This window comes from Sagittula sp. P11 (assembly GCF_002814095.1).
Lineage (GTDB): Bacteria > Pseudomonadota > Alphaproteobacteria > Rhodobacterales > Rhodobacteraceae > Sagittula.
The window spans coordinates 3,340,488-3,358,118 of sequence record NZ_CP021913.1 but is presented as its reverse complement, the minus strand read 5'-3'; the positions used below and the strand labels follow the sequence as shown (position 1 = coordinate 3,358,118).

Here is a 17,631-nt window from a genome sequence, read left to right as displayed (position 1 = left end):
GCCAAAGGTTAACAACCGGCCGGACCAGGGGGTCGAACCGGCCGGTTCACCCCTTCCGGCGCGTTCACATCCGTAAAGATCCGGTAGCGGGATTGTGGCCGGCCCGTGACGCGCCCCCACATCCTGCGCGGCAGGAGAACTCCGGCGGCGCGTTAAGCCCGGCGCGCGCCGTGTTAACGACCGCCCCCGTTCAGAACGCCTCGGGCTTCGCCTCGCGGGCCATGTGGTCGAGCACGGCGTTGACGAACTTCGCCTCCTTGCCGTCCGGGTAGAAGGCCACCGCAACATCCACGTATTCGACGATCACCACCTTCGGCGGCGTGTCCGTGGCCACCAGTTCCGCCCCCGCCGCGCGGAAAAGCGCGCGCAGCACCGGGTCGATACGGGCGATGGGCCACTTCGCCACAAGTGCCCGGTCGGTCATCTGGTCGACCTTGGCCTGCCAGCGCAGCGCCTCTTCAAGCACTTGGGAAAACAGGGAAACATCCCCGTCGAGCATCTCTGTCCCGTCCTCGTCGACAACTGCGCCAAAGCGGAATTCGAGGAACTCGCGGCGGACCTTGTCGACCGGCGTGCCGGACTGTTCCATTTGGTAGAGCGCCTGCACGGCATAGAGCCGCGAGGCGGAGCGCATCTTGCGCTTCTGGTTGCCGGACGGCTTGCCCGGCTGCGGTTTGGGCGCGTTCGCCTCGCTCATGCGACTGGACCTTTCCCGGACGTGGCGATCTCGTATTCGCCGCCGGACGGACGGAACCCGACGCCCTTGCGGGCCCCGCCGAATTTCCGTGCGATTGCAATAAGATGAAGGGCTGCCGCCGCTGCGCCGCCGCCCTTGTTCTGGCCGTCCGAATCGGCCCGGACCGCCGCCTGATCGTAGTTCTCGACCGTGAGGATACCGTTGCCGATGCACAGGCCCTGAAGGCCGAGCAGCGTCAGGGCGCGCGACGAGTCGTTGCAGACCGTGTCGTAATGCGTTGTTTCCCCACGGATAACGCAGCCCAGCGCCACGTAGCCGTCGAAGCTGGACATCCGTTCCGCGATGCCGATGGCGGTGGGAACCTCCAGCGCGCCGGGCACCTCTATGATCTCGTGCCAGCCGCCGCAGGCCTCGATCTCTGCGACCGCGCCCTTAACGAGCTGGTCAGCAATGTCCTTGTAATATGGCGCCACGACGATGGCGATCTTCACCGGCTTGTCGAATTCCGCGCGCGGCAGCGTGTAGTGCGTTTCGTTCGATGCCATCAGCCCAGCTCCGAGATCCTGCGGGTTTCAACGATTTCAAGGCCGTAGGCATCCAGGCCCACCACCCTCGGCTTCGGCGAATTGGTCAGCAGCACCAGCTTCGACAGGCCCAGCGAAGACAGGATCTGCGCGCCAAGACCGTACTGGCGCAGCGTCCTTGGAGAGACCTCCTCGCCCACGTCCAGCTTCATCGAGGTGTCGCGCAGCAGCACGACGGCGCCGCGCCCTTCCTCGGCCACGGCCATCATAGCGTTGCGGAATTCGTCCGCCCGTCCCTTCAGCCCGGTGCCCACCACGTCGAGCATGGGGTCGAGCGCGTGCATCCGGACCAGCACCGGCTCCTCGCCGGAAATATCGCCTTTTACCAATACGATATGCTCATCGCCGTGGGTCTCGTCGGTGTAGATCCGCATGGTCCACTCGCCGCCGAACTCCGTCTGGATCACCTCTTCGGTGCGCACCTTCACGAGGTTGTCGTTGCGGCGGCGGTACTTGATGAGATCGCTGATGGTGCCGATCTTGATGCCGTGCTTCTGGCCGAAGGCGATCAGTTCCGGCAGGCGCGCCATGGTGCCGTCGTCGTTGATGACCTCGCAGATCACGCCGGAGGGGTTCAGCCCCGCCAGACGCGACACGTCCACGGCCGCCTCCGTATGACCGGCGCGCACCAGCACGCCACCGCGCTTGGCCCGCAACGGGAAGACATGCCCCGGGGTCGCGATATCCGCCGGCCCCTTCGAGGAGTCGATGGCCACCTGCACGGTGCGCGCCCGGTCGGCGGCAGAGATGCCGGTGGTCACGCCTTCGCGCGCCTCGATCGACGTGGTGAAGGCGGTCTCGTGCCGCGACGAGTTGTTCGTCGACATCAGCGAAAGGCCAAGGTCTTCAATGCGTTCCGGGGTCAGGGCCAGGCAGATCAGCCCGCGCCCGTAGAGCGCCATGAAGTTGATCGCATCCGGCGTCGCCCATTGCGCGGGGATCACGAGGTCGCCCTCGTTCTCGCGGTCTTCGTGGTCGACAAGGATGAACATCCGACCGTTGCGGGCGTCCTCGATGATCTCCTCGACAGAGGAAATCGCGTCGCGCCAGTTCTGCTCCACCGGGCCGGGGTTTTCGTAATCGGTCATAGCGTCTCGCCTCACTCGGGTCTGTGGCGGGATAATCCAGCGAGGCCCCAAAGGCCAGAGGCTATGGCGCCTCACCGCCCCGCGGGCACGCAGGGTCTTTCCCGAAAATATGCACGATGGCCCGGCGGCGGTCAGTCGAAGATATCGTCGAGCAGGTCGAAGGCCTCATGCAGGAACCCCTTCTTCCTGCGTTTCTTCGAGGTCCTGCGCATCGCCGTCTCCACCAGGTCGAAGGGCGAGTGCGCCGCGCGGCGTTTGCCTTTCCGGCCCTTCTGCGGCACGCGATGCGCCTCTGGCCGGACGGCGTCGGAGCGCAGCTTCTTCAGGTCGTGCAGCGGCGCCCCGCAGGAGGAGCACGCCAGTTCATGCGACCGCTCGCCCTTCAGGACAAGCGCTGCGCGGGTGCCGCAGTAGCAGCAGGTGGCGATCTTGGTGTTCGGCATGTCCCTGACCTAAGTACGGCATAGGGTCAGGACAAGTCGCGTCAGGACCCGCGGTCAGCCCCGCACGGCGTAAAGCGCCACGGCGGCCGCGTTCGACACGTTGAGCGAGCCGAAATCGCGGGCGAAGGGGATCTTCACGAGGGCATCCACCGTCTCGCGCGTCTTGGGGCGGAGGCCCGGCCCCTCTGCGCCCAGCACCAGCGCGATGGGCCGGTCGCGCTTGCCTTCCACGGCTTCCTCGATGGTCATTTCTGCCTCCCCGTCGAGACCCAGGACCATGTAACCGATCCCCTGAAGCGCGGTGATCGTGTCGGCGAGGTTCCTTTCCCGCAGGTAGGGCTGACGTTCCAGCGCGCCGCTCGCCGTCTTGGCCAGCGCGCCGGTTTCGGGTGCGGCGTGATGGCGCGTGCCGATCACCGCCTGCGCGCCGAACACCTCAGCCGAGCGCAGGATGGCGCCGACGTTGTGCGGATCGGTCACCCGGTCGAGCAGCACCAGACGCAGCGCGCCCTCGCCCGAGAGCGCCACGTCCTCCAGCTTACCCCAGTCCAGCGGCTTGACCTCGAGCGCCGCGCCCTGGTGGACGGACTGCGGGTCGAGCGGCGCGGCAAAGCGGCGGGGATCGCTGATCTCCGGCTCGATCCCGGCCTCGGCCACGGCCTCGCCCAGCTTTTCGGCGGCGTTGGGGGTCAGGATCAGGCGCAGCTTCACCCGGTTCGGGTTAAGAAGGGCGTCGCGCACGGCATGATGGCCGAACAGCCAGACAGTCTCCGCCGCAGAGGCGCGCTTGGCCTGTTCCTTCTCGACCACCCATTTCGGTTTCTTCGCCATGTCGTCTGCACCGTCCTTCGCAGCCTGTCCCGCAGAGCGTTCACTCATGCACGGGCGCCGGGTGAATTCCAAGGGATTTTCCTGTTGACGCCCCTTTGGGCCGGTTGTAATCAGCCCTCCACGTCCGGGGCCGCTGGCCTTCACGGACGCCCGGTGGGCGACAGGCCGCAAGGTGTGGCAGGGGACTGTAACTCCCTCGCGGAGACGCACGCTTGGTTCGATTCCAAGGTCGCCCACCATCTCCACTCTGACAATGACGACGCTCTTGCAGGCCCTTTCCGGGGCGGGCATGCGTCGGCGCAGTCGGGCGGGCCATTCATTCCTGAACCGCGGCCATTCACACTTCACGGTTGTCCGACTCGGGGCGGATCGGGCACCGTTGCGTCACCCTGCATCCAACGGGAGGACGCCCATGGACCGCCGCTCTTTCATGACAACCTCGTTGCTGGCCGCCGCCGGCGCCCTGACCGGCCTGCGAATCGCGCCGGTCGCGGCGCAGTCGGGGTCCCCCGGCATCGCCGTCGCGCAAAGCTTTCCCGTCGGAAGCGCGACCGTCACCGCCTTTTCCGACGGCTTCCTGCCGATCACCGCTGAGGCGCTGCAAGGCATCACCCCTGAGGATTTCCAGAACCTGCTTCGGGCCGCCTACATCGACGGCGACGGCCATCCGACCGGCGTCAACGCCTACCTGATCGAGCTCGGCGAGGAACGCATCCTTGTCGACACCGGCACAGGGCAGCTCATGGGGCCGGGGCTGGGCCAGCTTGGCGCCAACATGGCGGCCTTCGGCGTGGACCCCGCCAGCATCGGGCGGATCATCGCCACCCACCTGCACCCCGACCACATCGGCGGCATCCTCGCGCCGGACGGCAACCCCTACACAGGTGCGGGCCTGACCGTCAGCCAGCCGGAGATCGACTTCTGGCGCAGCGACGAGATCCGGAACGGCGCGCCAGAGCAGTTCCACCCGTTCTTCGACCAGGCGCGGGCCGCCGTCGACGCCTTCGGCGACCGGCTGGAGGTCGTCGCCGAGGATGCCGATCTGGGCAACGGGATCACGCTGGTGCCGCTGCCGGGCCATACGCTGGGCCATACCGGCGTGATGCTCGAGAGCGAGGGCAGCCAGCTTCTGATCTGGGGCGACATCGTGCATGTCGGGCCGGTGCAGTTCGCCCGCCCCGAGGTCACCATCGTCTTCGACACCGCCGCCGACATGGCCGCGCAGACACGGGCCGACATCCTCGCCCGCGCGGCGGCCGACCGGATTCAGATCGCCGGGATGCACATCGCCTTCCCCGGGATCGGTTACGTCGAGGCGGCGCAGGAAGGCTATCGCTTCGTGCCGCGCGCCTTCCCCTATGGCTGAGAGCACAGGCCGGGGTGGCGTCAGCGGCGCCCCCCGGCCACCGCGCTGATCGCGAACAGCACGGCCGCCGCGCAGACCACCGCAGGCCCCGCGGGCAGGTCCAGCACCCATGCGCCCCACAGCCCGCCAAGCGCCGAGAGCACGCCAAGCGCCGCCGTTCCGGCCAGCATCACCTCGGGCGTGCGCGACCAGGGCCGCGCCGCCGCCGCCGGGATGATGAGCAGCGCGCCGATCAGCAGCGCGCCCACCACCTTCAGCGCCACGGCGACGACAAGCGCCAGCGCCAGCATGAGGATCAGCCGCTCCCGCTTCGGATCGATGCCGGCGGCAAAGGCCAGATCCTCCGAGACGGTCGAGGTCACCAGCGCCTGCCAGCGCCAGCCGATCAGCACGGCGACCACCGCGCCGCCGCCCCAGATCACCGCGAGGTCGGCCTTGCCCACCGCGAGGATGTCACCGAACAGGTAGGCTTCGAGGTCGAGGCGCGGCCCCTGCAGGAAGGACACGGCGACAAGGCCAAATGCCAGCGCGCCATGGGCGGCCACGCCCAGTACCATGTCGGCGCCATAGCCGCGCCCCGCCAGCCGCGCCACAGTCAGGGCCATGGCCAGCGCCACCACCAGCGTCCCGGCAAAGACCGGCGCGGACATGGCCAGTGCGAGCGCGACGCCCAAAACGGCCGCATGGGCCGTGGCGTCGCCGAAATAGGCCATGCGCCGCCAGACGACGAAGACGCCCAGAGGGGCCGCCGCAAGCGCTGCCCCGACCGCCGCCAGCACCGCGCGCACAAGGAAATCGTCAAGCATCAGTGGGCACCCTCGTGCGTGTGCGCATGGTCGTGGTCGTGCGTATGGTCGTGGTCGCAGCCGTCGTGCCGGTGCGAATGCTCATGCCGGTAAAGCGCCAGCGCCCCCTGCGTGCCGGTGCCGAAAAGCGCGCGGTATTCCTCGGCCTGCGCCACCGTCTCCGGGTGGCCCTCGCAGCAGATGTGGCCGTTCACGCAGATCACCCGGTCGGACGCGCTCATCACGACGTGCAGCTCGTGGCTGACCATCAGGACGGCGCAGCCCAGCTTGTCCCGCACCTCTTCCAGCCTGCGATAAAAGGCCGCCTGCCCCGGCTGGTCGAGCCCGGTGGTCGGCTCGTCGAGGATCAGCAGTTCGGGCCGGTCGAGCAGCGCCCGCGCCAGCAGCACCCGCTGGAACTGCCCGCCGGACAGCTCCGTCAGCGCGCGCTCCTCCAGGTCCCCCGCGCCGGCCTCGTCCAGCGCCTGCCGCCGCGCCTCTGCCGGGACCTTGCGGGGCAGGTTCAGGAAGCGGCCCACGGTCATCGGCATCGACGCATCCAGCCGCAGCCCCTGCGGCACGTAGCCGACCCGCAGCCCCGGTTTCCGGGTGATCCGTCCCTTCGCCGGAGGCAGTGCCCCGATCAGGGCACGCAGGAGCGTCGACTTGCCGGACCCGTTCGGGCCGACCACGGTCACGATCTCGCCGGGGTGGATGCTGAACCAGACCCGCTCCAGCACCACGCGGCCACCCTGCGCGACGTCCAGAGCCTCCGTCCAGATGAGCGCTGCGGTCAAGCCTGTGCCTCGGTCTCGGGCAGCGCCTCGGGCCGCTCTTGGCAACTCGGGCAGAGACCCTCGGCCTCGATGGCGACACGCTCGACCTCGAAACCCACCTCGCTCGCCACGTTGCGCAGCGCCCGCCCAGCCCGCCAGGCCGGTGTCTCGGCGACCGACGAACAGCCGCGGCAGATCAGGAAGGTGGGGGCGTGGCTTTCGCCGGGGGCGACGCAGGCGATGAAGGCGTTCAGCCGTTCGATCCGGTGCGCCAGCCCGTTCGAGACGAGGAAATCGAGCGCCCGGTAGGCCACCGGCGGCTGCGAGCCGAGCCCCTCCTCGCGCAGGTGATCCAGGACCTCGTAGGCGCCCATGGCCCGGTGCTTCTCCAGCAGGATCTCCAGCACGCGGCGGCGCACCTTGGTCAGTTGCAGCCCCTGCTCGTCGCACAAATGTTCCGCCGCGCCCATCGCGCTGGCAATGCACTGGGTGTGGTCATGCGGCTCGAAGCCCTTGGTTTCCATGCCTGTTCTCCTGCGTGCCGTCGGGGGTTTCTTTTTGGCTTGAAGTGTTATGATATAACTCATACCAACACGAGAACCAAAAGACAAGAAGGACCGCCGCCATGCGCCTGCCGCTGTTTCCCGCCTGCAACGCAACCGCCCTGTGCCTGACCCTCGCGGCCGGACCGGCCCTGGCCGAGGTGCCGCGCGTCGTCACCGACATCCCGCCCGTCGCCAGCCTTGCCGCGATGGTTCTGGGCGATCTCGGCACGCCGGAAGTTCTGGTGGCGCCGGGCGCCTCCGCCCATGGCGCCTCGCTGAAACCGAGCCAGGCCCGCGCGCTCGAAGCGGCGGACGTAGTGGTCTGGATCGGGCCGGAGCTGACACCGGGCATCGCCCGCCAGATCGAGGCGCTGGCAGAGGGCGCGCAGCGCCTGACCCTCGCCGACCTCCCGGAAACCCGCGTGCTGCCGTTCCGCGACGGCGGGCTGGAGCCGCATGACCACGGCGAAGACGACGATCACGGCCACGCGGACGAGGAACACGACGACCACACCGAAGACGATCACGCGGGTGACGATCACGCCGACGACGACCACGCAGGCGCGATGCACGAAGAGGACATCCACCTCGACCCGCACCTCTGGCTCGACCCGGAAAACGCCACCGTCTGGCTCTCGGCCATCGCCGCCGCGCTCTCCGCGCAGGACCCGGAGAACGCGCAGGCCTACGACGCCAACGCAAAGGCAGGCGTGGCGCGCATCGCGGAAGCCACGGAAACGGCGCAAAGCGCCCTCGACCCGGTGCGCGACCGCCCGCTCGCCGTGACCCACGACGCCCTGCAATACTACGAGGCCGCCTTCGGGCTGCGGGTGGTCGGCGCGCTCACAGACGGCGACGACACCGCACCGGGCGCACAGCGGCTCGACGCACTGCGGGCGCTCTACGCCGAAACCGCGCCGGTCTGTGCGCTCGCGGACCCGGGCACCTCGCCCCGGCTGATGCACGCCGTGGGCCTCGACACGATCCCGCAGGCCGAAATCGACCCGCTGGGCAGCGCCCTGCCGCAAGGCGCGCCCCTTTACCCCGCATTGGTAGAGGACATCGCGAACCGCATCGCCGCCTGCGCCAGCCAGTAACGCATACGCATCCCAACCCCGGGCCGCCCCACTGGCGCCCCGGGGCCCATGACAGGGGCCGCCCCCCGCCAGTCCCCTTCATCTTGGCGAAAAATACCTCGGGGGCGCGGAACGCGCGGGGGCGGAGCCCCCTCTGCCCGCGCCGGTCCCGAAACCGTCAGATCGACCCGCGCCGCCCCTCGAAGGTCCTGACCTCGATCCCGGCCTCCACCAACGCCGCCCGCACTGCCCGGGCGATCTCCAAGGCCGTGGCGCCGTCGCCATGCAGGCAGATCGTGTCCACCGCCGCCGGGATCGCCTCGCCCTCCTCGGGCAGGATGGCGCCCGCCTGCACCATGCGCACGATCCGCTCCGCTGCGTGCTCCGGGTCGTGGATCACCGCCCCCGGCAGCGACCGGTCGACCAGCGTCGCATCCGCGTTGTAAGCGCGGTCGGCAAAGATCTCTCCGGCCCAGAGGCACCCCAGCCGCTCGACCGCGCGCTGCTGCGCCGTCGCGGCCAGAACCATCACGATGATCTCAGGTGCCACTTCCAGCGCCGCGCCATAGCAGACCTCGGCCAGGGCCTCGTCCTCCGACGCCATGTTGGCCAGCGCGCCGTGCAGCTTCAGGTGCCGCACCTCCGCGCCCACCGCCCGAGCGATCCCCAGCGCCGCCCCAAGCTGGTACTGCACGAGGTGCCGGAGCGTCGCCTCCGGCAGGTGCATCCGGCGCCGGCCGAAGCCCTGCAGGTCGGCAAACCCCGGATGCGCGCCGATGCCCACGCCCTGCGCCCGCGCGACCTCCATTGTGCGCGCCATCACGTCCGGGTCCCCCGCATGCATTCCGCAGGCCACGTTGGCCGAAGTCACCACCTCCAAGAGCGCCGCATCCTGCCCCATCACCCAGGGGCCAAAGCTCTCACCCATGTCCGCGTTCAGATCCACCGACGTCATCGTGTCACCTCTCCATCCGTCACGCCGCTGACCAGGTTGTGGTCCAGCAGGTTGATGTCTTTCGGGTCGCGCACCAGCGGCGCGATCTTCTTCGGCAGGCCCTTCAGCGCCTCGCGCATCGCCCGCTCTGCCGCCAGCGCCTCGTCCCGCGTGACGAAGCGAAAACGGATCTCCGCCCCCGGTGCTGCCTGCGCGATGCGCGGCAGGTCCGCCGGGATCACCGTCCCGATCCTCGGATAGCCGCCGGTGGTCTGGCATTCGCTCAGCAGCACGTAGGGCGCGCCGTCGCCGGGGATCTGGATGTCGCCAGGGACGATCACCTCGGAGAGGATCCGCCCCCCGGCGTCGAGGCCATAGCCCTCGCCCTCCGGCACCAGCCGCACGCCCATACGGTTGCCGCGCGCGTCCCGCTTGAAGGCCTCGGCACAGAACCGGGTGCGCATCTCCTCCGGGAAGACCTCCGTCTGCAGGGACGGCAGCACCCGCAGGACACCGCCGCCAAGCCGCGCTACGGGCTCCAGCCCGAGGCCAGTCGCGCCGCCCGCGTCGTCCCCCAGCGCCAGCCGGTCGCCCGCTTCCAGCGCCCGTCCGATGCCGGCGGCAAGATGCGCCCCCTGCGACCCCAGGACCTCCGGCTGGTCGAAACCGCCGCCAACGCTCAGATAGCCGTAGACCCCGTCCTGCGCCGCCCCGATCTCAAGCGTCTCGCCCGCCGGCAGCAGCCAGCAGGCGTTCCAGCGCAGCGCTCGGCCATCGACCGAGGCCGCCATGCGCGCCCCGGTCAGCGCGATGCGCAGGTCGCAGGTGGCGCGGAAACGCCCGCCCATGCCCGCCATCTCCAGCGCGACGCCGGGCGCCTGCCCCAGCAGCGCCGCTCCTTCCGACAGCGCCACGAGGTCGGCGGCCCCGCCGCGCGACAGACCCTGCGCCAGCCAGCCGGGCCGTCCCGCATCCTGCAGGCTGAGCCCCGGCCCCGCCTGCACCACCTCCAGCGCGCCGCTCATGCCAGGGGCTCCACCGCGATGCCATCCTCGCCCGCCTCGCGCATCGCCTCGAAGGCGGCGCGGTCGACGGCAGGAAAGCGCACCGCGTCGCCGGGACGCAGCAGGAAGGGCGCCTCGGCCTCGGGCCGGAACAGCCGCGCATGGGTCTGGCCCACGTGCCGCCAGCCGGTGGGCGTCGTGACGGAGAACAGCACAAGCTGCCGGATCGCCACCACCAGCGCGCCCACCGGCACCTTCGGTGTCAGCGCGGTCTGGCGCGGGATGTCCCAGCACTCTGGCAGGGTGCCGAGGTAGGGCTGGCCGGGCGCAAAGCCGATGGTGGTCACCCGCACCTCCGCCTCCGACAGCGACCGGATCGCCTCCTCCTCCGACAGGCCCGCGGCGGCCGCGGCCTCCGCCAGTTGCGGCGCAAGGTCGGTGCCGTAGAGCGTGGGAATGGTCACAAGGCGCCGGCCTTCCGGCAGGTCCTCCGCATACCAGTCGCGGGTGGCCAGCAGGTCCGACAGACGGCGTTCCAGCACGTCGGGCGCCAGCGCCAGAGGGTCGAATCGCACGAAGGCGGAGACCAGCGAGGTGGCGCATTCCTCGACACCATCCGGCGTCTCCCGCTCCAGCACGGCGCGGAACGCCAGCGCCGCACGGTTGGCCCGCTCCGACAGGCTGTCGGCAAAGCGCACCAGCAGGCCGTCGAGGCCCACGGGGTCGATCCGGGGAAAGGTCGTCTCAGCAGTCATGGCGCAAGGGGACCATGCCCGGCGCAGGCTGTCCAGAGGGCGCGAACCGGGCACGATCCCGGACGCATGCGCTGGGACGGCTTGGGTACACCGGAGCGGGTTACAGCCCCATCCCGTGGATCACCGACAGGAAGCGACGCACCTCGTCGGGACTGTTGTAATGCGCCAGCGACACGCGCACGCAGCTGTCCTGCCCAAGCGGTGTCAGGATGTTGCCCGAATAGTGGTCGGCCTTGCGCGTGTGGGTCCGGATACCCTCGGCGTTCAGCGCCGCGACGATCTCTGCCGCGGGCTTGCTGTCGCTCCAGAAACTCACCAGCCCCTCACGCGCCGGATTCTCCGCCCCGCCCACGATGTGCACGCCCTCGATGGCCGCCAGTCCGCGCAGGTTGTCGGTGCCCTCGATCATCATCCGGGTCAGCGCCGCCTCGTGGTCGTGGATCGCCTGCCCCGCCGCCTCGATCCGGCCGCGAGGATCGGTGGCGTCGGAGACCTGCCCGCCCAGCCAGTCGAAATAGGCCACCACGTCGGAGAAGGTCGCGTAAGCGCCGGTGTCCCGCGTGCCCAGTTCCCAGTTCCCGGCGGGCCCGCCGACAAGGCTGTCATGCGCCATGGCCGTCAACCGGTCGGAGGCCCAGGCAAGGCCGTAGCCGTGGCGCGAGAAGACCTTGTAGGGCGAGATCACGTAGGCATCGACACCCGCCGCCGCCACGTCGATCCGCCCGTGGCAGGCGTGCTGGATGCCGTCCACGATGACGATCGCCTCCGGCGCCACGGCCCGCACCGCGCTCACGATGGCGGGCAGGTCCATGCCCATGCCGGTGACAGGCGAGGTGTGCAGGATCGTCACCACCGCGGTCTCCGGCGTCACCGCCGCCGCATAGGCCTCTGCCGTCACCTGTCCGGTGGCATCGTCATGGGCGATCAGCACGTGGCGACGCCCCGCCACCTCAGCCCATCGCGCCGCCGCGCTGCGCGACGCCGGATGCTCCACGGTCGAGCCCAGCACATCCCCGGGCCCGGCACCGAGGCAGGCGTCGCGGATCACCCGGAACAGCAGTTCCGTCCCGCTCTCGCCGAACAAAACCGCGCCGCCTTCGGCGTTGAAGAACCGCCGCACGTCGGCCCGCGCCCGGTCGATCACCGCGACCAACGCCTTAGACGCCGGGTTGTCCCGGCCCTGGTTGTCGGGAATCGCCGCGAACCGCGACGATGTTTCCACCACGGAGCGCAGCGTCAGTGCGCCCCCGGCGTTCTCGAAGAAAATGCGCGGCCCGGTGAAGGGACAGTCGTCCACATGGGCAAAGCGCGCGCGGATGGCGGAAAGGAGCGTATCGTCGAACATGCCAGATGACTACGCCCGCCGCGCGGCGAAGGGAAGCGTCATCGTCAGGCGAAAAAGGCGCAACCCGCCCCTTCATCTTGGCAGAAATACCTGTGCCTCACCCGCCGTCCCGCGCACCCAGCCGGATCAGGGACGAGGCGCCGCCGCAGGCGGCGCGGATCGGCGCGCGTCAGCGCGGCGAAACGTCTTTCAGTGCGGCTTGCGCAGCGCCTCTTCCGCGGCCTGCGCGGCCTCCTCAAGGTCCTCCGGATCGTCCGAGGGGATGGCGTAGCCGCCCCCCAGCCACTTCGCGAGGTCCACGTCGGCGCAGCGCTTCGAACAGAAGGGCCGGACTTTGGGCTCCGTCGGCCTTCCGCAGATCGGACAGCTCACAGCAGCCCCCCGACCGGCACCCGGTCCCGTTTGCGCTGCAGTTCCAGCAGCCCGAGGTTGGTCCAGCCGACGACGATGGTCTCCACCGCGTCCTTCTTCAGCGCCGCCTTCAGCGCGCTCTCGACCTGGCGGCGGTCCTTCTTCGGCATCGGCGCCGGGTCGACGACCACCTGTCCGCCGAGGCCCCTGAGCCGCAGCTGGCGCGGCAGGTCGCGGAAGGCGGCGATCGTCGCCTTCAGCCCCGCCGCCGGAGAGGTGTCGCCGCCGGTGTTCACATCGACCGCGATCAGCGCGGTGGTCGGTTCGATCACCATGGAGGCATTGGCCCCCAGCGCCACGCGCGGCGACTTCAGCGCCTCGAGCGCCTCGTCCACGCCGTGCCGTTCGAAACTTCCAGGGGCATCGTCGACTTCGGCGGGGTCCGCCCATTCGCGCCAGGCCAGCGCGTGGGGGCCGTCGCCCTCGACCAGCAGTTCGGCGCCGCCGGTCGCGTCCGCCAGCACCGCCGTGGCGAGCTGCGCCATGGCAAGGATGTCCTCGGCCACCGCGTCGTCGGCCGCCCCCTCGCAGGACGAGCGCAGGATCAGGCCCGCACCCTCCGGCAGAGGTGTCTCCGACAGCACGTCATGCGCCAGTTCCAGCACCGCCTCGCGCGCGTCGTCGTCGCGAATCTGGCGCGAGACGTTGATGCCGGGCGCGTCCGCCGTGACGATGGCATGGCGCGACTTGAACAGCAGTTTCGAGGTGACCGGCAGCGCCTTGCCCGGCTCTGCGAAACCCGTGACCTGCACGAGGATCGGTCCGCCCTGCGACAGGCCCTTCACCTGACGCAGGAAGGCATTGCCGTCCGGCGTTTCGAGGAACATGCCCCCCTGCCCCTTCATCGGGCGTTGCGCGATGGCGCGGTAGAGGTTCCCGGGACGCGGCAGGTCACCGTCGATGAAGAGGTCCTCCAGCCGGCCATCCACCATCAGCGCGGCGGCCTCCCGGCCGTTCCACGTGTCCAGAGCGATCGTGCGTCCCTTCATGGCGCGTCCTTGTATAGCGGGTAGCCCGCAGCTTGCAGCAGATGCGCCGTCTCGGCCAGCGGCAGGCCGACGACAGCGGTGAAAGAGCCGGAGATCCAGGGGATCAGCGCGCCCGCGGGTCCTTGTATCCCGTAACCGCCCGCCTTGCCACGCCAGTCGCCGGAGGCAAGGTAGGCATTCATTTCCTCGTTCGAGAGCATCTTCATCTTCACCTGGGTGACGACGTCACGCTCCCACACACGGGCGCCGCGGCGGACGGCCACGGCGGTGACCACGCGGTGACGGCGCCCCGAAAGCAGCGCAAGGAAGGCCGCGGCCTCCTTCTCGTCCTCCGGCTTGCCGAGGATGCGGCGGCCAAGCGCCACGGTCGTGTCGGCGGACAACACGATCTCGTCGTCCTCCGCCGGGATCGCCAGCGCCTTCTCGCGCGCGAGCCGCACACAGTAGGGGCGCGGCAGTTCGCCCTTCGCGGGGTCCTCGTCGATGTCGGGCGGACGGATGTCGTCGGCCACGATGCCGAGTTGCGCCAGCAGTTCGCGGCGACGCGGAGAGCCTGACCCGAGGATGAGGCGGGGTTTCGTCATGTGATGCCTTCGGGACCGTCGCTGCAAAGATCAGCCGTGACCTACGCCACGCGGGCAGGATGATAAAGGGTGCGCCGCACGATGCGCCGGCGCAAACCGTGCGTCAGACAAGGAAAGACCGCGCCGAAAGCGCGGTCCATCTTCGTCGTCTTCTTATTTGAAGCGGTAGTTGATGCGGCCCTTCGTAAGATCGTAGGGCGTCATTTCCACCTGGACCCGGTCGCCGGCCAGAACACGGATGCGGTTCTTGCGCATCTTGCCTGCCGTATGTGCGATGATCTCATGGCCGTTTTCAAGCTCGACCCGGAACGTCGCATTGGGCAGGAGTTCCTTCACGACACCGGGAAATTCGAGCGTATCTTCCTTGGCCATGGTCTCTCCTTCGTGGTCCGCCCCTGCTGCGCAAGGGCAAGGCGCACCACGATATGGTCCGATCCCACCCGGTTTTCAAGTCACATCTTGACAGTGCGTCATTTCAACAGCGTTACAGGCGCCCTGCCGTCACGGCCGGACTGCTCTGCCCAATGGGTGCGGTTCAGGACGACGCCATCTCGGCGGACCTCCGCGACCGCCGAAAGATCCACCTCCGCAAAGGTCCAGCCCGGCGCGTTCAGCTTGCCCTCCGCGATCACGCCTGTCGAGGGAAAACCCCGGTCCGGGGGACCAAAGACCCCGCCCGCGCCGCAATTGGTGTCGACCGCATAGGACCAGTCGCTGGTGCCGACGGTGGAGGACATGGCCACGATGCACTGCTGTTCCAGCGCCCGCGCCATCGAGCCGATTCGCACGCGCCAGTAGCCGGCCAGCGCCTCGGTGCAGGACGGCACGAGCAGCAGCTCCGCCTCCGACAGGGCACGCGCGAGCAGCGGGAATTCCGAATCGTAGCAGATCAGGACACCGATCCGCCCCAGCGCCGTGTCGAAGACCGCCAGAGGGTCGCCGCCGCGCACCCCCCATTCCTCGCGTTCGAAACGGGTCATGATCTGCTTGTCGATCGCCGCCATAGCCCCGCCCGGCGCGAAGAAGCGCGCGCGGTTGACCGGCAGCCCCTCGCCCGTCTGCACCGGCGCGGAGGCGGCGAGGATGTGCACGCCGTAGCGCTCCGCCAGCTTGGCGTGGAGCGCGTCCGCCTCCGGTACACGTTCGGACACCGCCCGGATCGACCCCTGAAGGTCCATCGCCACGTCGCGCCCGGCCAGCGTCGCCAGTTCCATCGCGCCGTATTCCGGGAAGACCAGCAGGTCCGCGCCCTCGCCCGCCGCATCGCTCACCCAGCGTTCGAGCTTGGCCTCGTAAGCGGCCCAGTCGTCGAGGAAATCCATGTTGTAGGCGGCGGTGGCGATCTTCATTCCGTGGTCCTCATTTCGTGCAACGTGTGCGGTCCTGTCCCTGCCCCGGGCGGTACGGCGCCGCAAGGGTCAAAGCCGGCGTATCCAGGCCTGAAGCGTGTGCGGGCTTTCTTCGGTGTCGCCCAGATCCGTCCAGTGGAAGGTGGCGGTCACACCCTCTGCCTTCTCGTAGCCGCGCTTGCGCCAGAAGCCGTCGAGCGGGCGGTAGCCTTCCGGGCGCATGGGGTGATCTTCGGGCCGAACGACGCCGCAGAACAGGGTGAAATCGAAACCCTGTTTCCGCGCCTCCGCCTCCCGCAGGTCAAAGAACGCGTGCCCCAGCCCGTGCCCGCGGTAGTCCGGCAGCAGCACGCTTTCGGCGCAGTAGAAGATCCGTTCGACCGGCGGCAGCGGACCGGAGATCTGCGAGGCGTCGGCGTGGTCGGCCAGCGGCATGCCCGTCGCAGCCCCCACGATCCTGTCGCCGTCGCGCGCCGCGACCAGCACCGCGCGCGTGTTGTCGGTGTAGGACCGCAGGTAGTGGCGTTCGTAGTCGAGATCCCCGTCGTAGAGATAGGGAAAGGCCCGGAACACCGCGATCCTCAGCTGTGCCAGATCGCCAAGCGCCGCCTGCAGCGCATCGCCTGTCAGCCGCTCGACCTTCATGAGACCTGGCGCACCCAGTCGGCGAGGTTGTAATAGGTCACGACGCGGGTGATATGCCCGTCCTTCATCGAGAAGAACGACCCGGCGGGCAGACGGTAGGTCTGTCCCCCGGCCTCCGGCAGGCCGGAATCGGTGGCCTTGTAGGTGCCGTTGACGATGTATTCGGCCGCGCCGCGCGTGCCCTCGTCGTTGGCAAAGATCACCATGTCGGTCAGGTTTTCTTCGTAGCAATGGCTCATGTGCGCACAGAATTCCGCGAACTTCACCTTGCCGACGCGGATCTGGCCCTCGTTGACGTGATGCTCGACGTCCGTGGCGAGGCAGGCCAGCATGCCCTCCGTGTCGCCCGCGTTGAATGCTGCGAAATACCGCTCGATGACCTCACGCCCCATGGCTGTCTCCTTCTGTCGCTCCGAAGGCCGCCTTAGCCGGTTTCGGAGCCGTGGAAAACACCTCCGTCGGTCGGTAGGGTCAGACGCCCCAGAGCTCCTGCACACGCTTCACGATCTGGTCGCGGGTCTGGCGGTAGGCATTCAGCTTCTGTTCGCGCGACTCGCCGATGCCGGTCGGGTCCATCACCGGCCAGTAGTCCACGGTCAGGTGATAATAGCGTGTCAGTTCAAGCGCTTTGCGCTGCGAGGCGGGGGACATGGTGACGATCATGTCGAAGCCCGACAGCATCTCGCCCATCTGTTCCATCTCCTCGAAGGAGCGCGAGCGGTGCCGTTCCAGCGCGACGCCGATCTCTTTGCAGACGGCGATGGCGAAGCCGTCGATCTCGAGGTCGTTGACCACGCCGACGGATTGCACGTAGGTCCGGGTGCCCACGAATTTCTTCATGATCCCCTCCGCCATCGGCGAGCGGACCGCATTGTGGTCGCAGGAAAACAGAACCGACTGCGGATAGTCCTTCAAATCACCCCCCGAAGTGCAGCACGCAGACCAGCGTGAAGAGCCGCCGGGCGGTGGCATCGTCCACCTCCACCTTGCCCTCCAGGCGTTCCTGCAGCACGCGTGCCCCTTCGTTATGGATGCCCCGCCGCGCCATGTCGATGGTTTCGATCTGGCTGGGGGCCGCGGTCTTCACCGCGTCGAAGTAGCTTTTGCAGATGGCGAAGTAGTCCTTGACCACCTGCCGGAAAGGGCTGAGCGAGAGATGGAACTCCGCCGCCGTCTCTCCGGCCTCGGTCATCACCAGGAAGACCAGCCGCTTGTCGCGGATCGACAGGGCGACGTTGTAGGGCCCCGGGGGAACCACGCGGTCGTCGCGCTGTGGCAGGACGAAGGAGTTTTCCTCCATCAGGTCGAACATGGCAACGCGCCGCTCCTGCTCGATCTCCGGGGTCGGAGGGGGCAGGTTGGCATCGTCAAGCTGGATGTGGGCGATATGGGTCATTGGGACGTCTTTCGCATCTGCAGCAAAA

At 68.8% G+C, this 17,631-nt stretch carries 23 protein-coding genes and 1 tRNA gene; 3 read left to right on the top strand and 21 right to left on the bottom strand.

Going from position 1 to position 17,631, the window contains the following annotated elements; translation table 11 throughout:
- Positions 1-190 precede the first annotated feature (190 nt).
- The 5 genes from nusB to rlmB form a co-directional block, all read right to left on the bottom strand.
- The gene (gene nusB / locus CDO87_RS16295) at positions 191-697 is read right to left on the bottom strand and encodes a transcription antitermination factor NusB (protein WP_100929752.1); all 507 of its coding nucleotides are present in this window, start codon (positions 695-697) and stop codon (positions 191-193) included.
- On the bottom strand, positions 694-1,242 hold the full coding sequence (locus tag CDO87_RS16290; RefSeq protein ID WP_100929751.1) for a 6,7-dimethyl-8-ribityllumazine synthase: 549 nt from the start codon (positions 1,240-1,242) through the stop codon (positions 694-696). Before CDO87_RS16290 ends, nusB begins: the two co-directional genes overlap by 4 nt.
- Positions 1,242-2,369 (bottom strand): 3,4-dihydroxy-2-butanone-4-phosphate synthase, encoded by a 1,128-nt coding sequence (ribB, locus tag CDO87_RS16285; protein WP_100929750.1) that lies wholly within the window; start codon positions 2,367-2,369, stop codon positions 1,242-1,244. Before ribB ends, CDO87_RS16290 begins: the two co-directional genes overlap by 1 nt.
- A 131-nt stretch (positions 2,370-2,500) precedes the next feature.
- Positions 2,501-2,812, bottom strand: coding sequence for a hypothetical protein (locus CDO87_RS16280; protein WP_100929749.1), 312 nt, complete (start codon positions 2,810-2,812; stop codon positions 2,501-2,503).
- Between the two features lie 54 nt (positions 2,813-2,866).
- Entirely contained in the window at positions 2,867-3,691 is an 825-nt protein-coding gene (gene rlmB, locus CDO87_RS16275) for a 23S rRNA (guanosine(2251)-2'-O)-methyltransferase RlmB (protein WP_254698166.1), read from the bottom strand.
- Positions 3,692-3,798: 107 nt separating this feature from the next.
- Between rlmB and CDO87_RS26830 the strand changes: the two genes are divergently transcribed.
- A tRNA-Tyr gene (locus CDO87_RS26830) sits at positions 3,799-3,882 on the top strand.
- A 173-nt stretch (positions 3,883-4,055) separates the two neighbouring features.
- A complete protein-coding gene (locus tag CDO87_RS26825) occupies positions 4,056-5,009 on the top strand; it encodes an MBL fold metallo-hydrolase (protein WP_157815020.1) in 954 nt (317 codons plus the stop codon).
- Positions 5,010-5,029: 20 nt separating this feature from the next.
- Here CDO87_RS26825 and CDO87_RS16265 read toward each other — a convergent pair whose 3' ends face one another.
- The 3 genes from CDO87_RS16265 to CDO87_RS16255 are packed head-to-tail and all read right to left on the bottom strand — an operon-like array spanning position 5,030 to position 7,094.
- Positions 5,030-5,815 carry a metal ABC transporter permease gene (locus CDO87_RS16265; RefSeq protein WP_100929747.1) on the bottom strand — a complete coding sequence of 262 codons (786 nt, stop codon included), beginning with the start codon at positions 5,813-5,815 and terminating at the stop codon, positions 5,030-5,032.
- Positions 5,815-6,591 (bottom strand): metal ABC transporter ATP-binding protein, encoded by a 777-nt coding sequence (locus CDO87_RS16260; RefSeq protein WP_100929746.1) that lies wholly within the window; start codon positions 6,589-6,591, stop codon positions 5,815-5,817. The genes CDO87_RS16265 and CDO87_RS16260 overlap by 1 nt, the downstream gene beginning before the upstream one ends.
- The gene (locus CDO87_RS16255; protein ID WP_100929745.1) at positions 6,588-7,094 is read right to left on the bottom strand and encodes a Fur family transcriptional regulator; all 507 of its coding nucleotides are present in this window, start codon (positions 7,092-7,094) and stop codon (positions 6,588-6,590) included. Before CDO87_RS16255 ends, CDO87_RS16260 begins: the two co-directional genes overlap by 4 nt.
- Before the next feature lie 101 nt (positions 7,095-7,195).
- Between CDO87_RS16255 and CDO87_RS16250 the strand changes: the two genes are divergently transcribed.
- Positions 7,196-8,212 carry a zinc ABC transporter substrate-binding protein gene (locus tag CDO87_RS16250; protein WP_100929744.1) on the top strand — a complete coding sequence of 339 codons (1,017 nt, stop codon included), beginning with the start codon at positions 7,196-7,198 and terminating at the stop codon, positions 8,210-8,212.
- A 157-nt stretch (positions 8,213-8,369) separates the two neighbouring features.
- Here the strand turns inward: CDO87_RS16250 and CDO87_RS16245 are convergent, their stop codons facing one another.
- From CDO87_RS16245 to CDO87_RS16185, 13 genes are all read right to left on the bottom strand, one after another.
- Entirely contained in the window at positions 8,370-9,146 is a 777-nt protein-coding gene (locus CDO87_RS16245; RefSeq protein ID WP_100929743.1) for a LamB/YcsF family protein, read from the bottom strand.
- Positions 9,143-10,150, bottom strand: coding sequence for a biotin-dependent carboxyltransferase family protein (locus tag CDO87_RS16240; RefSeq protein ID WP_100929742.1), 1,008 nt, complete (start codon positions 10,148-10,150; stop codon positions 9,143-9,145). The genes CDO87_RS16245 and CDO87_RS16240 overlap by 4 nt, the downstream gene beginning before the upstream one ends.
- Positions 10,147-10,884, bottom strand: coding sequence for an allophanate hydrolase subunit 1 (locus tag CDO87_RS16235; RefSeq protein ID WP_100929741.1), 738 nt, complete (start codon positions 10,882-10,884; stop codon positions 10,147-10,149). The genes CDO87_RS16240 and CDO87_RS16235 overlap by 4 nt, the downstream gene beginning before the upstream one ends.
- Before the next feature lie 100 nt (positions 10,885-10,984).
- Positions 10,985-12,229: an aminotransferase class V-fold PLP-dependent enzyme gene (locus tag CDO87_RS16230; protein ID WP_100929740.1), complete on the bottom strand. Its 1,245-nt coding sequence runs from the start codon at positions 12,227-12,229 to the stop codon at positions 10,985-10,987.
- A 189-nt stretch (positions 12,230-12,418) separates the two neighbouring features.
- Positions 12,419-12,601, bottom strand: coding sequence for a DNA gyrase inhibitor YacG (locus tag CDO87_RS16225; RefSeq protein WP_100929739.1), 183 nt, complete (start codon positions 12,599-12,601; stop codon positions 12,419-12,421).
- Positions 12,598-13,629 (bottom strand): ribonuclease E/G, encoded by a 1,032-nt coding sequence (locus CDO87_RS16220; protein ID WP_100929738.1) that lies wholly within the window; start codon positions 13,627-13,629, stop codon positions 12,598-12,600. Before CDO87_RS16220 ends, CDO87_RS16225 begins: the two co-directional genes overlap by 4 nt.
- Positions 13,626-14,213 (bottom strand): nucleoside triphosphate pyrophosphatase, encoded by a 588-nt coding sequence (locus CDO87_RS16215; protein ID WP_100929737.1) that lies wholly within the window; start codon positions 14,211-14,213, stop codon positions 13,626-13,628. The genes CDO87_RS16220 and CDO87_RS16215 overlap by 4 nt, the downstream gene beginning before the upstream one ends.
- Before the next feature lie 153 nt (positions 14,214-14,366).
- Positions 14,367-14,585: a translation initiation factor IF-1 gene (gene infA / locus CDO87_RS16210; protein ID WP_005620785.1), complete on the bottom strand. Its 219-nt coding sequence runs from the start codon at positions 14,583-14,585 to the stop codon at positions 14,367-14,369.
- A 98-nt stretch (positions 14,586-14,683) separates the two neighbouring features.
- Positions 14,684-15,562, bottom strand: a complete 879-nt coding sequence (locus tag CDO87_RS16205) for a carbon-nitrogen hydrolase family protein (protein WP_100929736.1) — start codon at positions 15,560-15,562, stop codon at positions 14,684-14,686.
- Positions 15,563-15,631: 69 nt separating this feature from the next.
- Complete coding sequence (locus CDO87_RS16200) at positions 15,632-16,207, bottom strand: GNAT family N-acetyltransferase (protein WP_100929735.1); 576 nt, start codon at positions 16,205-16,207, stop codon at positions 15,632-15,634.
- The gene (locus CDO87_RS16195; RefSeq protein WP_100929734.1) at positions 16,204-16,599 is read right to left on the bottom strand and encodes a ketosteroid isomerase-related protein; all 396 of its coding nucleotides are present in this window, start codon (positions 16,597-16,599) and stop codon (positions 16,204-16,206) included. Before CDO87_RS16195 ends, CDO87_RS16200 begins: the two co-directional genes overlap by 4 nt.
- 79 nt (positions 16,600-16,678) lie before the next feature.
- Complete coding sequence (locus CDO87_RS16190; RefSeq protein ID WP_005856653.1) at positions 16,679-17,122, bottom strand: low molecular weight phosphatase family protein; 444 nt, start codon at positions 17,120-17,122, stop codon at positions 16,679-16,681.
- Position 17,123: 1 nt separating this feature from the next.
- Positions 17,124-17,603, bottom strand: coding sequence for a UPF0262 family protein (locus CDO87_RS16185; protein ID WP_100929733.1), 480 nt, complete (start codon positions 17,601-17,603; stop codon positions 17,124-17,126).
- Between the last annotated feature and the right edge of the window lie 28 nt (positions 17,604-17,631).